The sequence below is a fragment of the Mycobacteroides franklinii genome (assembly GCF_001853795.1).
GTDB classification, from domain to species: domain Bacteria; phylum Actinomycetota; class Actinomycetes; order Mycobacteriales; family Mycobacteriaceae; genus Mycobacterium; species Mycobacterium franklinii.
This window is the reverse complement of record NZ_MLIK01000004.1, coordinates 718,246-732,668: the sequence shown is the minus strand read 5'-3', so window position 1 is coordinate 732,668 and position 14,423 is coordinate 718,246. Positions and strand designations below refer to the sequence as shown.

Annotated in this window: 16 protein-coding genes; 8 read left to right on the top strand and 8 right to left on the bottom strand. The window is 63.5% G+C overall.

What is annotated here, in order from left to right; genetic code table 11:
* Positions 1–11 precede the first annotated feature (11 nt).
* The 5 genes from BKG76_RS04075 to BKG76_RS04055 are packed head-to-tail and all read right to left on the bottom strand — an operon-like array spanning position 12 to position 4,249.
* Complete coding sequence (locus BKG76_RS04075; RefSeq protein WP_070936191.1) at positions 12–212, bottom strand: ferredoxin; 201 nt, start codon at positions 210–212, stop codon at positions 12–14.
* Positions 212–1,603, bottom strand: a complete 1,392-nt coding sequence (locus BKG76_RS04070) for a cytochrome P450 (RefSeq protein ID WP_070936189.1) — start codon at positions 1,601–1,603, stop codon at positions 212–214. The genes BKG76_RS04075 and BKG76_RS04070 overlap by 1 nt, the downstream gene beginning before the upstream one ends.
* A complete protein-coding gene (locus BKG76_RS04065) occupies positions 1,600–2,427 on the bottom strand; it encodes an SDR family oxidoreductase (protein WP_070936187.1) in 828 nt (275 codons plus the stop codon). The genes BKG76_RS04070 and BKG76_RS04065 overlap by 4 nt, the downstream gene beginning before the upstream one ends.
* A complete protein-coding gene (locus tag BKG76_RS04060) occupies positions 2,427–3,662 on the bottom strand; it encodes a cytochrome P450 (protein ID WP_407937635.1) in 1,236 nt (411 codons plus the stop codon). The genes BKG76_RS04065 and BKG76_RS04060 overlap by 1 nt, the downstream gene beginning before the upstream one ends.
* Entirely contained in the window at positions 3,659–4,249 is a 591-nt protein-coding gene (locus tag BKG76_RS04055) for a TetR/AcrR family transcriptional regulator (protein WP_070936183.1), read from the bottom strand. Before BKG76_RS04055 ends, BKG76_RS04060 begins: the two co-directional genes overlap by 4 nt.
* A 170-nt stretch (positions 4,250–4,419) precedes the next feature.
* Here BKG76_RS04055 and BKG76_RS04050 point away from each other — a divergent pair, with 170 nt between their 5' ends.
* The 7 genes from BKG76_RS04050 (at position 4,420) to BKG76_RS04025 (ending at position 10,738) form a co-directional block, all read left to right on the top strand.
* The gene (locus BKG76_RS04050) at positions 4,420–5,889 is read left to right on the top strand and encodes an aldehyde dehydrogenase (protein WP_070936181.1); all 1,470 of its coding nucleotides are present in this window, start codon (positions 4,420–4,422) and stop codon (positions 5,887–5,889) included.
* A gap of 13 nt (positions 5,890–5,902) precedes the next feature.
* Complete coding sequence (locus BKG76_RS04045) at positions 5,903–6,664, top strand: SDR family oxidoreductase (protein ID WP_070936180.1); 762 nt, start codon at positions 5,903–5,905, stop codon at positions 6,662–6,664.
* The gene (locus BKG76_RS04040; protein WP_070936178.1) at positions 6,661–7,512 is read left to right on the top strand and encodes an NAD(P)-dependent oxidoreductase; all 852 of its coding nucleotides are present in this window, start codon (positions 6,661–6,663) and stop codon (positions 7,510–7,512) included. The genes BKG76_RS04045 and BKG76_RS04040 overlap by 4 nt, the downstream gene beginning before the upstream one ends.
* Positions 7,505–7,888: a carboxymuconolactone decarboxylase family protein gene (locus BKG76_RS04035; protein ID WP_070936176.1), complete on the top strand. Its 384-nt coding sequence runs from the start codon at positions 7,505–7,507 to the stop codon at positions 7,886–7,888. The genes BKG76_RS04040 and BKG76_RS04035 overlap by 8 nt, the downstream gene beginning before the upstream one ends.
* Positions 7,881–9,104, top strand: coding sequence for a hypothetical protein (locus BKG76_RS04030; protein WP_070936174.1), 1,224 nt, complete (start codon positions 7,881–7,883; stop codon positions 9,102–9,104). Before BKG76_RS04035 ends, BKG76_RS04030 begins: the two co-directional genes overlap by 8 nt.
* A 4-nt stretch (positions 9,105–9,108) precedes the next feature.
* Entirely contained in the window at positions 9,109–9,273 is a 165-nt protein-coding gene (locus BKG76_RS25265) for a DUF5701 family protein (RefSeq protein ID WP_407937642.1), read from the top strand.
* A gap of 67 nt (positions 9,274–9,340) precedes the next feature.
* Positions 9,341–10,738, top strand: a complete 1,398-nt coding sequence (locus BKG76_RS04025) for a hypothetical protein (RefSeq protein ID WP_070936172.1) — start codon at positions 9,341–9,343, stop codon at positions 10,736–10,738.
* Here the strand turns inward: BKG76_RS04025 and BKG76_RS04020 are convergent.
* Positions 10,721–11,629, bottom strand: a complete 909-nt coding sequence (locus BKG76_RS04020; RefSeq protein WP_070936170.1) for an oxygenase MpaB family protein — start codon at positions 11,627–11,629, stop codon at positions 10,721–10,723. The two genes, BKG76_RS04025 and BKG76_RS04020, sit on opposite strands and share 18 nt — an antisense overlap.
* Positions 11,630–11,768: 139 nt before the next feature.
* Here BKG76_RS04020 and BKG76_RS04015 point away from each other — a divergent pair, with 139 nt between their 5' ends.
* Complete coding sequence (locus BKG76_RS04015; RefSeq protein ID WP_070936169.1) at positions 11,769–12,203, top strand: hypothetical protein; 435 nt, start codon at positions 11,769–11,771, stop codon at positions 12,201–12,203.
* A 75-nt stretch (positions 12,204–12,278) separates the two neighbouring features.
* Here BKG76_RS04015 and BKG76_RS04010 read toward each other — a convergent pair whose 3' ends face one another.
* Positions 12,279–13,961, bottom strand: coding sequence for a GMC oxidoreductase (locus BKG76_RS04010; protein WP_070936167.1), 1,683 nt, complete (start codon positions 13,959–13,961; stop codon positions 12,279–12,281).
* Positions 13,962–14,002: 41 nt separating this feature from the next.
* Entirely contained in the window at positions 14,003–14,401 is a 399-nt protein-coding gene (locus tag BKG76_RS04005; protein ID WP_070936165.1) for a nuclear transport factor 2 family protein, read from the bottom strand.
* Positions 14,402–14,423: the final 22 nt, after the last annotated feature.

Here is a 14,423-nt window from a genome sequence, read left to right as displayed (position 1 = left end):
CGTCGACGCTCCTATTTCTCGGTGATGAACAGTGCTCGGACGGGACACTCCTCGACGGCCCGCTCGATCTCGTCGCGGGCGTCCTCGGGTGGTTCATGGTTCAGAATTTCGACGGTGCCGCGTTTCGGCACGCGGAAGTAGTCGGGGGCCTCCAGCTCGCACATGGCATGTCCCTGGCACAGATCGGCGTCTACGTCGACCCGGTACGTCATCAGGCGCTCCGGTGTTGGGTGTCGCCGGCCCCGCTACTCCTGCGGCGATAGCGGACCTTGGCGGGCTTCGCCAGCTGCACCACCATCTTGGAGTGGTCATTGTGGTACGAGTCGGCGGGCTGGGCCATCTCGAACTCATACTCGCGCAACAACACCGAGAAAATCGCCTTGATCTGCATGGTGGCGAAGGCGGCGCCCACGCAGCGGTGCCGGCCGGCGCCGAACGGTATCCACGTCCAGCGGTTGACGATGTCTTCCTGGCGCGGCTTCTCGTAGCGGTCAGGTAGGAAGCCGTCCGGGTCGGGGAAGTCCTCGGCAATCCGGTTCGAGACGGCGGGGGAGGCCGCCACCATGTCCCCGTCGTGGATGGGGAACCCACCCACCTCGAATTCGCCCTTGGCGACCCGCATCAGGATGATCAGGGGCGGATGTAGCCGCAGGGTTTCCTTGAGCACGTTCTCGAGCTTCGGGATCTGCCGCAGCGCATGGAAACTCACCTCGCTGCCGTCGGCGTACAGCTCGTTCAGTTCATCGATGACCTGAGTTTGGATATCGGGATGGCGCAGCAGCTCGATGAGCACCCATGAGGCGGTCCCCGAGCTGGTGTGGTGCCCGGCGAACATCATCGAGATGAACATGCCGGTGATCTCGTCGGCGGTGAAGCGGGGATTGCCATCCTCGTCCTTGATCATGATCAGCACGTCGAGCATGTCGCGCTGACTCTTATCCGTCGGGGAACTAGCGGACCGTTGCACCCGGCCGTTGATTATCTCTTGAACCAGCGCGACCAAGCCCAGGCGTGCCTCATCGCGCTGGCGGAAACTCTCGATCTCCAGGTATGGGTCCACGTAGCACAGCGGATCGGTGCCCTGCTCCAGCTGGTGGTAGAGGTGGGCGAATCTGCCGTCCAGTTCATCGCGGAACTTCTTGCCGATCAGGCAGGCTGACGAGGTGTAGATGGTCAGTTCGGCGAAGAAGTCCAGGAGGTCGATCTCGCCGCTCTCACCCCAGCGCGAGATCATTTGGCGTACTTCATTTTCGATCGTGGCCGCGTGCCCCTTCATCTGTTCACCGCGCAGTGCCGCATTGTGCAACATCTCCTTGCGGCGTTCGGGATCGGCGTCGAAGACCACCCCCTTGCCGAAGATCGGTGTCATGAACGGGTAGGCCTCGGCCTGGTCCAGATCTTCATCGCTGGAACGGAAGAAGAACTCGTTGGCCTCGGCGCCGGAAAGGAAGACGACCTGCTTGTCGGCGAGCTGGAAAGTGCCGACGTTTCCGCATTCCTCACGGATGCGCTTCATCAGCGCAATGGGATCGGTACGGAACTCCTCGAGATGCCCGTACTGATCCGCGCCGCCGGAGACTCGGGGGACGGTGGGTGTGGTCATGACGGCATCCCTTCTTCACCGAGCTCAAGCTTCTGTTTGTCCGGCGGTGCATCCTTGAGTGGCGCCTCGGGCTGCACCTCCATCTCGGGGATGTGTACACCCCTGGGTGTTTCGGCGACGAAGGAGACCGCACGCGCGATATCGGAGGGGCGCAGGAAATAGGAGTGGCGCGCCTGACCCCAGCTCTTCCAATCCTCCAGCATGGGAGCGACCTGCTCGGCGGAGAGCTGCCAGCCCATCGAGGTCAGGGTGGGGCCGGGATGCACGATCGATGCCCGAACGCCGGTGCCCTCCAACTCCATGCGCATGGTGTTGACCATCGCGAGCAGTGCCGCCTTGGCGGCACCGTAGGCGCCCATGTGCGGACGCTGATGCAGTGCGACATCGGAGCCGATGAAGATGACATCACCACGCCGGCGCGCCACCATATCGGGCACGATCGATGTGGCGAGCCGATTGGCACCCAGCAGGTGTACCTGAATCTGCGCGGCGAAGGTGTCCGCGCTCATTTCATGGACGCGGCCCGGGTACATGTCACCGGCGCCGGATACCAGAAGGTCGATCTCACCCAGTGCGTCAATGCTCTCCGCGACAAACGATTTCACCGAGTCGGCATCGGTGACGTCCAGCGGGAACGCGACGGCCTCGCCGCCGTCGGCGCGGATCTTGTCGACGAGATCGGTCAACTTGTCGACGCGGCGGGCGCCGAGCGCGACCGGAAATCCGCGGCCCGCCAGTTCGATGGCCGTTGCCGCGCCGATGCCCGAGGAGGCTCCGGCGATGATGGACGGGCGCCGCTTTGGGTGCGGATCAAAACGCGGCATCAGTTGACCTCCACGGTGATGGGCAGGTAGGCGAATCCACGGACATTGCTGGAATGCACACGTACGGAGTTGCTTTCGTCGATCTCGTAGCGCCTGATCCTGGTGAACAGTTCGGTCAGGGCCACCTTGGCCTCCATGCGGGCCAGGTGTGCGCCGAGGCAGAAATGCGCGCCGCTGCCGAAACTGACCAGCTTGGCGCCGATCTCGCGGCCGATGCGGTATTCGTCGGCGCCGTCGAATACCCGGTCGTCGCGGTTGGCCGACCCGGGGAGCAGCAACAGAACGTCACCGGCCGCAATCGTGGTGTCGTAGAACGACATGTCCTGGGCGACGGTGCGAGCCAGAATTTGGCTTGATGTGTCATAGCGCAGTGTCTCTTCCACCCACAGCGGTATGCGCTCGTGATCGGCATGCACGGCCGCGAGTTGGTCGGGATTGCGATGGCCCCAGTAGACCGCGTTGGCCAGCAGCTTGGTGGTGGTCTCGTTCCCGGCGATCACCATGAGGAACAGGAATGCCAGCACCTCTTCGTCGGTGAGTCGGTCCCCGTCGATTTCCGCTTGCAGCAGCGCCGATGTCAGGTCTCCTGTGGGGCGGCGACGACGCTGCTTGACCATGTCGATGTAGTACGTCATCAGATCGATCGACGCCTGAATGGCCTCGGGCGGCACATCGGCCAGTCCGTCCTCGCGATGCATGACGCCATCGGCCAGCTCCCGGATGCGGGTGCGGTCGGGTTCGGGCACACCCATCAGCTCGGAGATGACGTCCATGGGCAGCTTGCCGGCGTAATCGGCGATGAAGTCGAAAGACCTGTCGGACGCGCCGGCCAGTGCTCGTTCCAGATGGGTGCGTGCCAGCGCGACGACCTGTTCCTCGAGCTCACGAATGCGCCTGGGGGTAAATCCCTTTGATACCAGCGTGCGCAGCCGAAGGTGCTCGGGGTCGTCCATGGCCAGGAACGACATGACGAGTTTGGCGTGCGGCCCGAAGGAGGCCTTGTCCATCGAGACACCATTGGCGTTGGACAGTGCCTCGCTGTTCCTGAAGCCCTGCAGCACATCGTGGTGTCGCGACAGCGCCCAGAAGTTCAGCTCGTCGTTGCGATACAGCGGTGCTTCGTCACGCAATCGCCGGTAGTACGGGTACGGGTCTTCGTGGAAGTCATAGTTGTACGGGTCGAGCGCTAGAGGTGACGCCGTCATTTCCCTCGTCTCTTCGCGCAAGCGGCTCATCGGTCGCGCTCTCCCAACATGAGATCCACGACGAAGGTCAGCTTGTCGGCGATCTGGTGATACGTGAAGGTGCCGCTACCCGCGTGCATGAGCGCGCCGAAAAACGTCATTTCGAGGGCCGATACCACGCGTGGATCGGCGTCCGGCCCCATCGCGGAACGGATCCTCCGATGGATCTCCAGTCCGATCTTGTCGCGGACACTGCGCACGGCCTCGTCGGTATTGCTCAGCAGCGCCGTGGTGCAGCCGGTCGCGATTTCGGGCTCGTCGGCAACGACAAGAGCCAGGCTTCGCAGCGTCTTGGTGACCCGGGTGGCCTGGGTGTCATTGACGTCCGTGAAGTAGGGCGCCTCATGGATGAGGTCCAGATAGATCTCAGCGACAAGGTGGCTCTTTGACGAGAAGTACGTGTACGCGGTGGCGGGGGCGACCTTCGCGCGGGCTGCGACACCGCGGATCGTCATGTCTGCGTATGTGGTCTCGCCGAGCAGCTCCCGGCCCGCCGTGACGATTTTGTGGATCGTCTCTTCTTGCCGCTTGTTCCGCGGCGTTTCATCTGTGAGGGCTGCCATAACTTCACTGGACACGTGTCCAGATTAGCGTCAAGTGCGCTACGCGGCAAGATCGAGTGTGAAAAATGCTGTCCACCATCAATTATTGGGAGCGACCTGGCTATGGCCTTGCCATGGTGGGATTTGCGTGGTTATGGTTTGTGAGTACGGAATGGACAAGTGTCCAGAATTGGAGACAAGGTGAGATGACGCTTCTGGCCGATGGTGACAGTGAACTGTTCATCGACGGAAAGCTGGTCCCCGGAGGCGCGGGGCGGTTCCCCACGGTGAACCCGGCCACCGAGGAGGTGCTCGGAACCGCTGCCGATGCCGACGCTGACGACATGGGCAATGCCATCGAGGCGGCGCGCCGCGCATTCGACGACACCGACTGGTCGCGGGATGTGGGGCTGCGCGTGCAATGCCTTCGTCAGCTCCGCGAGGGGATGAAGGCGCACATCGAGGAATTGCGAGAGCTGACCATCGCCGAGGTGGGTGCACCGCGGATGCTGACCGCCGGCGCGCAGCTGGAGGGGCCGGTAGACGATCTGCGGTTCGCCGCCGATACCGCCGAAACCTTCGATTGGAACGCTGATCTCGGCGTTGCCTCACCCATGGGTATCCAGACTCGGCGCACTGTCGCGCGCGAAGCGGTGGGCGTGGTGGGCGCGGTGACGCCGTGGAACTTTCCGCATCAGATCAACCTCGCCAAGGTGGGCCCGGCACTCGCCGCAGGCAACACCCTCATACTCAAGCCCGCACCGGACACTCCGTGGTGCGCGGCGGTACTGGGGCGAATCATCGCCGAGCACACGGACTTTCCGCCGGGCGTCGTCAACATCGTCACCTCCGGCGACCATCGGATCGGTGCACAGCTGTCGACGGATCCCCGGGTGGACATGGTGTCATTCACCGGCTCCACCGCCACCGGACGCGCGGTGATGACCGATGCCGCCGCCACCGTCAAAAAGGTCTTCCTTGAGCTCGGCGGGAAGTCGGCGTTCATCGTGCTCGACGACGCAGACTTGGGTGCGGCCTGTTCCGTCGCCGCCTTCACGGCAGCAATGCACGCCGGGCAAGGGTGCGCCATCACCACCCGGCTGGTGGTGCCGCGCGCACGATACGACGACGCGGTGCAGGCAGCCGCTGCCACGATGGGCTCGCTGAGGCCAGGGGACCCCACCAAACCGGGAACAATCTGTGGGCCCGTCATCTCGGCGCGCCAGCGTGACCGGGTGCAGTCCTATCTGGATTTGGCTGTCGCCGAGGGTGGTTCGTTCGCCTGTGGTGGTGGTCGGCCCGAAGGCAGGGATCGCGGGTTTTTCATCGAGCCCACCGTGGTGGCGGGTCTTACCAACGAGGCGCGGGTGGCACGTGAGGAGATCTTCGGTCCCGTGCTTGTGGTGATCGCCCACGACGGCGACAACGACGCGGTGCGGATCGCCAACGATTCGCCGTACGGACTGTCCGGGACGGTATTCAGCGGGGATGACGAGCGCGCCGCCCGGGTCGCGTCCCGTCTGCGGGTCGGAACCGTGAATGTCAATGGTGGCGTGTGGTATTCGGCTGATGTGCCATTCGGAGGCTACAAGCAATCGGGCAACGGCAGGGAAATGGGTGTGGCCGGTTTCGAGGAATACCTGGAGACCAAAGTCATTGCGACGGCAGTGAAATAGGAAGGATCGTAACGTGAGTTCGACTGGGCAGTTTGAGGGCAAGGTCGCCATTGTCACCGGCGCAGCACAGGGTATCGGTGAGGCATACGCCCATGCGCTGGCCCGCGAGGGTGCTGCGGTGGTGGTCGCCGATATCAACGTCGAATTGGGTGAGGGCGTAGCCAAACAGATAGTCGCCGATGGAGGCAAGGCCATTTTCGCCGGTGTGGATGTCTCCGATCCTGATTCGGCAATTGCCATGGCAGATAAGGCGGTCGCCGAGTTCGGCGGCATCGATTACTTGGTGAACAACGCCGCGATCTATGGCGGTATGAAGCTGGACCTGCTGCTCTCGGTGCCCTGGGATTACTACAAGAAGTTCATGAGCGTGAACCAGGACGGGGCTCTGGTGTGCACGCGGGCGGTCTACAAGCACATCGCCAAACGCGGCGGCGGCGCCATCGTCAACCAGTCGTCGACGGCCGCGTGGCTGTACTCGGGTTTCTACGGGTTGGCCAAGGTCGGCATCAACGGTCTGACGCAGCAGCTGTCACGGGAGTTGGGTGGTCAGAAGATCCGCATCAACGCCATCGCGCCGGGACCCACAGATACCGAGGCCACCCGCGGCACCGTGCCGGAGCAGTTCCGCAGTGAGCTGGTCAAGAACATCCCGCTCAGCCGCATGGGCACCGTCGACGACATGGTGGGCATGTGCCTATTCCTGCTGTCTGACAAGGCATCGTGGATCACCGGCCAGGTGTTCAACGTCGACGGCGGACAGATCATCCGGTCATGAAACTGGGATTTGTCGGTCTGGGAAACATGGGTGCGCCCATGGCCCAGCGGCTTGTGGACTGGCCCGACGGTCTCACGGTCTTCGACCTGCGGGCCGAGGCCATGTCGCCACTTGTCGAGGCGGGCGCCCGGGCGGCGGATAGCCTCGCCGATGTCGCGGACGCAGACCTCATCAGCGTGACGGTGCTCGATGATGCGCAGGTGCGTGAAGTGGTAGACGAGCTCGCGCCGAAGGTCAAGCCCGGAACCATCATCGCGATCCACTCCACGATCAGCGATTCGACCGCGGTCCAGCTTGCGCATGAGCTGGCCTCCCAGCAGATTCACGTTATCGATGCGCCGGTGAGCGGTGGCGCGCCCGGCGCGCACAAGGGCGAGCTCGCCACCATGGTGGGCGCCGATGAGCAGACCTTCGCGCGGATCAAGGAGCCCTTCTCCGCGTGGGCATCGTTGGTGATCCACGCCGGAGCCCCGGGCGCGGGCACCCGAATGAAGCTGGCGCGCAACCTGTTGCATTTTGTGGCGTTCACCGCGGCGGGCGAGGCGCAGCGCTTGGCCGAAAGCTGCGGGTTGGACATCACCGACCTGGGCAAGGTGGTACGTCACACGGATGCCATCACCGGCGGGCCGGGCGCCATCATGCTGCGGGACACCACCGAACCGGTGACATCCGAAAGCTTCTGGTTGCCAATTTTCACCCATGTGCGGGGCCTCGGTGAGAAGGATCTCAGCCTGGCGTTGGCGCTGGGCGAGGAGAAATCGGTGGAACTGCCGCTGGCGGCGCTGGCGCGAGAACGGTTGGCGGCAAGTCTTGGTGTGCCACACAGTGAAGGAGCAAGCAATGGATGACGTGCGCCGCCAGGGCCTGGACAAGATGAAAGAGGTCTACGGCTGGGATATGCCCGATATCCCGGGCGACTACTTCAAATACACGATCGAGCATCTCTTCGGCACCATCTGGACACGCCCCGAGTTGTCGATGCGGGATCGCCGACTGTTGCTTCTCGGTGCGGTGAGTGCTCTGGGGCTCGACGAGATCCTGGAGATCCAGACGGGCGCGGCGCTGAGGAACGGTGAGCTCACCGAGGCAGAGCTGCGTGAGGTCGCCATCTTCATCACGCACTATGTCGGCTGGCCGCTGGGGCAGCGGGTTAACAAGCATGTCGAGATGGCCGTGGCACAACAGAATAAAGCTGAGCGCACGAAGGAATCCTCGGGTGACTAGCCGATTTTCCGGGCTGTCGCGGGACCAGTTGGCGACTCTGGTTCCGGAGCTACTGCTGATCGGTCAGCTGATCGACCGCTCCGGAATGGCATACTGCATACAGCATTTCGGCCGTGAAGAGATGTTGCAGGTTGCCATCGAGGAGTGGGCGTCCTCCAGCCCGATCTACACCCGGCGCATGCAGAGGGCGCTGCGGTTCGAGGGCGATGATGTGATCACCATCTTCAAGGGCATGCAGCTCGATATCGGGGCGCCGCCGCAGTTCATGGACTTCCGCTATACCGTGCATGACAAGTGGCACGGGGAGTTTCATCTCGACCACTGTGGCGCGCTGCTCGATGTGGAACCACTCGGGCCCGACTATGTGACGGGGATGTGCCACGACATCGAGGACCCGACCTTCGATGCGACGGCGTTCGCCACCAACCCACGCGCTCAGGTACGGCCGATTCATCGGCCCCCGCGTGCCTCGGCCGATCGGCACCCGCACTGTGCGTGGACGGTGACCATCGACGAGTCGTATCCGGCCGTATCGGGCATCCCCGCATTGGATGTCGTCGGCAGATCTGTCGCCGCCGGTTGGGAATTGGACGGTATCGACACGTCTGAGGTGGGTGCCTCGGACTACTCCGGGCCGCTGCTATCGGATCTGAACTTCGGCTCCTTCTCGCATTCCGCGCTGGTGCGGATCGCGGACGAGATTTGTCTGCAGATGCATCTGCTGTTTCTCGGGTTCTCGATCGCCGTGCATAAGAGGGCGTCCGATGCGGAACTGGCCCGCACCGTGTGCACCCAGCAGCTCATCGGACTCGCCGGTGTCGCAGCGGCGCGGATCAAGCACGCGCTGCAGATGCCGGGGGGTGTCGAGGGGGTGCTGCGGGTGCTGGAATTGCATCCGCTGTTGAGTCCCGTCGGATATGTGAACGCTGAAATATCCGGTGGTCAGCTCCATGTGTGGGAGTCGCCCGCACACCAGGACCACGCCTGGATCTCGCTGTGTGGGCCCGCGGAAACGCGACCACTGCAGGCCATTGCGACGGCGGTCGATCCGCATATCGGTGTGCAGGTGGCGGGACATGCAGCGGATTGGGTGGCCTCGTTCCTCGAGCATGAGGGCGAAGACACGCTGCTGCCCGAGGTGATGATCGCCAATGTCAGTGGGGGATCGCGGTTCGTCTTCGAGCCACGTAAGTCGCTACCGCTGACCGTGGTCTGAGGCGATCTCCGCTCATCTCGGGCGGGAACTCGAAGGGGGGATTGACGCGTTGACGCGTGTCCCCGCGATCTGGATATCGGATGGGCGGCCCAAGCTCGGCTGGTGCTGGGATCGCAATCCGCATACCTGGCTGGGGATGGCTTCGTGCAGGGGCCGGGTTGTCGCGTAGATCGCCCCGTGTCGAGCTCGATAGCCAGGGGTGACACGCCGACTTGGCACCTGTCACACTATGAGTAATGGTGGCGATGTCGGCACTGGTTTTCGGGCTCAGCTGGTGGCTGGGTCTGTATCTGCTCGCGCGCAACCCCCGCAAGCCCGTTCTGGTCCTGGCGGCCATCGGACTGATCGGCTATTCCCTCGTTGTCGCGCTCGACGCTATCCGTGTCACGCCCGGTTCCGATGCCGAACTTCTGGGCCGCATTGAGGTATTCACCGCGATCGTCCCGAGCGTGGCCTGGCTGTTGGTGCTGCTCGAACTCACCAATAGCGGTGATCGGTGGCGTGATCGCGCGGCTATGGCCGTGCCCGGTGTCGTCCTGGCGGTGGTCCTGCTGGTGGGCGCGTCATTGGCGGGCACCATCGCGGGCCCCGCGCGGCTCGGGCATTGGATCATGTTCTGTGCCAATGGGACCGCTGCCATCGGTGCCGCCGTCCTGTTGTTCCGCCGGCGCGCCTCGATACCCGGCTCGGCACGTGGTGTCGTTCTCGTCGCCACCATGTTCTTCACTCTCGGCGATGCCCAGCTGATCATCCCGCTCGGTATCGTGCCCAGCTGGCTGGCATTGGCTTCAACCGGCTTCGACCTGGTGCTCCTCGGATTGGGCGTAGCACTCTGGGACGCCTTCGACGAGGGCCAGGCATTGCGCGGCGACATGCTGCGCTCCTTTGTCGCCTCGATTCTTGTGGGGGCATTGTTCGGTGCTCAGGCCATGATCGGCATCGCCGTCGTCGGCCAGTCTGTCGCGTTGGTGGTGCTGTTGTTCACCAGCGTCGGTTTGGCGGTCTGCATCCAGGTGCAATCGGGCCCGTTCGCCGACTTCCTTGACCGCCTGGCGTTCTCGCGGTCTCCGCAGCTGCGCCAGGAACGCTCCGAGCTGCGCAATACCGAGGCCGCGTTGCCGCTCAAATCGGCATCGCCTATTGCGGGAATCGATGACGACAGCTTTACTCGGCTCACTCGGCGTGCCCTCAGCCATTACGGCGACCTCGCCAAACTCGTTGCCAGCCCGCTGGCCGCGCTGCCGGTCATCGACGAACGGCTTACCGGTCGCGGCGCCTCGGCGCAGCCCGTCGAACGCGCCAATGAGCTCAGGGCGGTGCTCGCCGAATCCATCTCGCGGCTCAAACCCCGGGACGACGGGGACTTCGGCACCACCGATCAGTGGCGCTATTACAACGCCCTGTACTTCCCGTACGTCATGGGTGTGCGGGCGTATGCGCAAGGCGCGACGGCCGCGGGACTGGACCCGGTGTCGCGTCAAGCGTGGCAGTGGCTGGTCACCGAGGTGCCGCAGCGTTCTCTGCACAACTGGCAGAACGCCGCGGCCAAGCTCATCGCCGCGGACCTGCGCGCACAGAGCGTCCCGGTGCCCAATGGTGTTCGCACCAACGGCTCGTCACCAGTTGCGCGGTAGCCGGCCCCGCTCTCGCCGCCATCCGGCATGGCTGCCCGGATGCCATCGCCACGACGTCGGGATGAAGGGCCACACCAGCGGCACGGCGCGCAACAACGCCCGGTAGGCCGTCTCGTCCGCCAGATTCCACCGGATCCCAAAACGCTTGCGTACCTGGGGTGGCAGGCCGCCGTAGATGGTGAGCCGTAGCGGAGGCGCCAACGCCATCCGCATCGGGGTGGTGGGCAACGCGAGTTTGGCGGCGGGCTTCAAGTACGAGGCCACGGGTAGATAGGGCGACTTGCTCATATCGGGAACGGCACGCCCCTCGATGACCTTCATCAGGTAGTCGGCGGCGGGATTCGGGGTGAGCACCTCATCGCAGTAGCGGTCCCACTCCTGTTGGAACGCGGCCCTATTCGGCGGCAGCGGCTGCTCGCTCATCGCATAGCGGCGATACCATTCGACGCCCTCCTGGTAGAGCTGCTCGCGTTCGGCATCGGAGAGTCGGTAGCGGGAGTATCTGTCTATGGTCTGCTCGACCATCACCTGGAACGTCGCGTGGGCCCACCAGAAGGTCGTCGGGTTCAGCGCGTGATACCGCACGCCGTCGGGCTGGATTCCCTTGATGTCGCGGTGAAAATCACGCACCTTCACCCCGGTACCGGCGGCGGGCTCGTCATAGACGGTGCCGAGGATTGGGGGCAACGATCGGAACACTCTGTCGACGGGGTCGGCGAAGAAGTTTGAGTGCTCGATCAGTGCGTAGCCGATGGCCGGATCCATCGTTTGCAGGAGCCCGGCGGTACCGCCGGTGAGGGCGATCCGCATATCGCCGGCCCAGCGCCATAACAATGAATGACGCCCCAGCTGTGCGCCGGGCGCAATAGAGATGACATCCGCTGTTGCCATCCTTTGATGATGGCACACTACGCGGGCAATTGGCAGAAATTGGCAGTGCCGAATGTCGAGATGGCAGTACATCGGCGGCAACGTAGGGAGCGTTCAGAGTGTCCCGAACTTCCAGACGGAACCTTCCCAAGGAGTCCCCATGTCCATAGCTTCAGACAACGCCTCGGTACTGCGTACACGATTTGCCCGGCCCGACTCACTGCTGCGGTTCGGTATCGGCGTGGACGGCGTAGCCACCGGGACGGTTGCCGTCGTACTGTTGATCGCGGCAAAGTGGCTCGTCGAGCCGCTCGGCCCATCGCTCGGATTTCAGATCGTGCATGCCGCCGCGCTCATTGGATATGGCGTGCTGGCTTTCGTGTTGAGCCGGGCCGACAGTTCGAAGCTGCCCGCGATCGGCATCGTCTACATCGTGGGCAATCTGGTAGCCACCGCGATCTATGTGGCGGCGGGCGTCATGAAATGGGTGCCGCTGACCACTGCCGGCGTGACGCTGTGCATCGTATTCGGCATCTACACCGCCGTCATGGCGGACATCCAATTCATGGGACTTCGGCGTCTGCGCTCCGCGTAGCCGCCCACATGCTCACCCGATTCCGCGGTGAGCCGGTGCCGGGCCATCTCTCATGGTGGCCCGGCACCTTCATGTCTAGACCGGCGTCAGCGGCAAGCGCAGCGCGCCGGGTGCGGACTCCGGAACCGTCGGACGGTTGGGCTGCACCGGGAAGACGCGCTTGTAGGGCGAGCCCAGCGCCGGCCGTGGATCGAGCTCACCCTTGTTGGGCCAGAACGCCATTGCGCGTTCGGCCTGGGCGGTAATGGTGAATGACGGATTCACCCCCAGGTTGGCCGAGATCGCCGAACCATCGGAGACATACAGCCCGGGATATCCGTAGACCCGTTGGTACGGATCGATCACGCCGGTCTCGGGAGAATCGCCGATGGGGCAGCCGCCGATGAAATGGGCCGTCAGCGGGATGTTCATCGAATCCAGGTGGGTGCTGCCCGCGTACCCGTCGACCTTCTCGGCCATCCGCCGTGCGACGTCGTGCGCGACCGGGATCCAATCCGGGTTCGGTTCTCCCGAGCCCTGTTTGGTGGTCATCTTCTTGCCGAACAGCCCGCGCTTGAGATAAGTGGTCAGCGAGTTGTCCAACGACTGCATCACCAGCACGATGATGGAGTGCTGCGCGGCGCGGTAGGGGAACATCGATCGGAACACCATGGCAGGGTGCCGCACGTTGGCCAGCCAGGTGCGCGCGAAACGCCACGGGCCGCCGTCAACCATGTTGGTGCCCAACATGCTCAGGAAGGTCGAGCCTTCCCCATATCGGACCACCTCGACATGGGTGTTGGGTTCAGGGTGGATCGACGAGGTAATGGCGACGCCTTGCGAGAAGTCGTCGCGGGTGGGGGAATAGACGATGGGCACGGATTCGGAGTTGGTGCGTGTCTGTTCGCCCAGGCGATCCGACAGGTTGGGCAGCGACCCGGAATCCTTGAATTTGTGCAGCAGCCGCTGTGTTCCCAGCGATGCCGCCGAGAACACCACATGCTGTGCGGTGAACGTGCGCTTCTTCTTGCGTACCAGCCGCCCGGTTTGTTTGGTGCTGACCGCATAGCCCTCACGATCCTGAAGGGGCCGCACGTCGAGCACCTCGGTCAGCGGATGTATTTCTGCGCCAGCGTGTTCCGCGAGGTACAGGTAGTTGGTCTCGGTGGTGTTCTTGGCGTTGTGCTTGCAGCCGGTCATACAGGCAGCACAGCCGATGCAGCCGGAGCGTTCGGGGCCGGCGCCGCCGAAGAACGGATCCGGCACGGTCTTGCCCGGCTCATCGCCGAAGAAGACGCCGACATTGGTGGGGTGGTAGGTGTCCTCGACGCCCAGGTCCTTGGCGACAGCGAGTAGCACCTCATCGGGTGGGGTGGTGTGCGGAGTCTGCGCGACTCCGAGCATCCGGCTGGCCTGGTCGTAATAGGGCGCCAGTTCGGACTTCCAGTCGGTGATGTGGGCCCATTGTTTGTCGGTGTAGAACTGCTCCAGCGGCTCATACAGGGTGTTGCCGTAGATCAGCGATCCACCGCCCACGCCCACCGCGCTGGCAATGAAGGTCTTGCCCAACACGGTAAGTCGCTGCGGTCCGAAGCACCCGAGCGCGGGTGCCCACATCGCCTTGCGAACGTGCCAGTTGTTCGGGGGAAAATCCTCGCGTTTCCAGCGTTTTCCCATATCAAGTATGCCGACTCGGTAGCCCTTTTCGGTGAGGCGGAGGGCCGCAACGCTCCCACCGAAACCGGACCCGATGACGACTACGTCGTAGTCATAGTCCATGGCGGTCAACCTACTGGTTGGTCGTGAGCTGTGGGGTGAAATCAGCCTTGCGCTTGGGCTAACGCGGCGCGCATCTTCTCGTGTAGCAGATTGATGGCCTGCAGCGGACGGACCATGACCTTGAACTCCACGATCTTTCCGGCATCGTCGCAGGTGATGATGTCGACTCCGTTGATGTACTTGCCGTCCACGGTCGCCTCGAACTCGAGTACCGCGGTGTTCCCGTCCAGGACTTCCTTGGTGTAGTGGAAGTTGTTATCGGGTCCGGCAAGCGTGGCGAAGGCTGCCAGCAAGTACATGGCGGTGATCTGCTTGCCCTGCTGTGGGGTGAACACCACGGGAGAGTAGAAGGTCGCATCCTCGGCCAGCAGGTCGTTGAGCGCTTCCGGGTTGGCGCCGGAAATGATGCCGTGCCAGGTTTCAACCACGTTGTTGATCATGTGCCGAATATACCATTCGGTC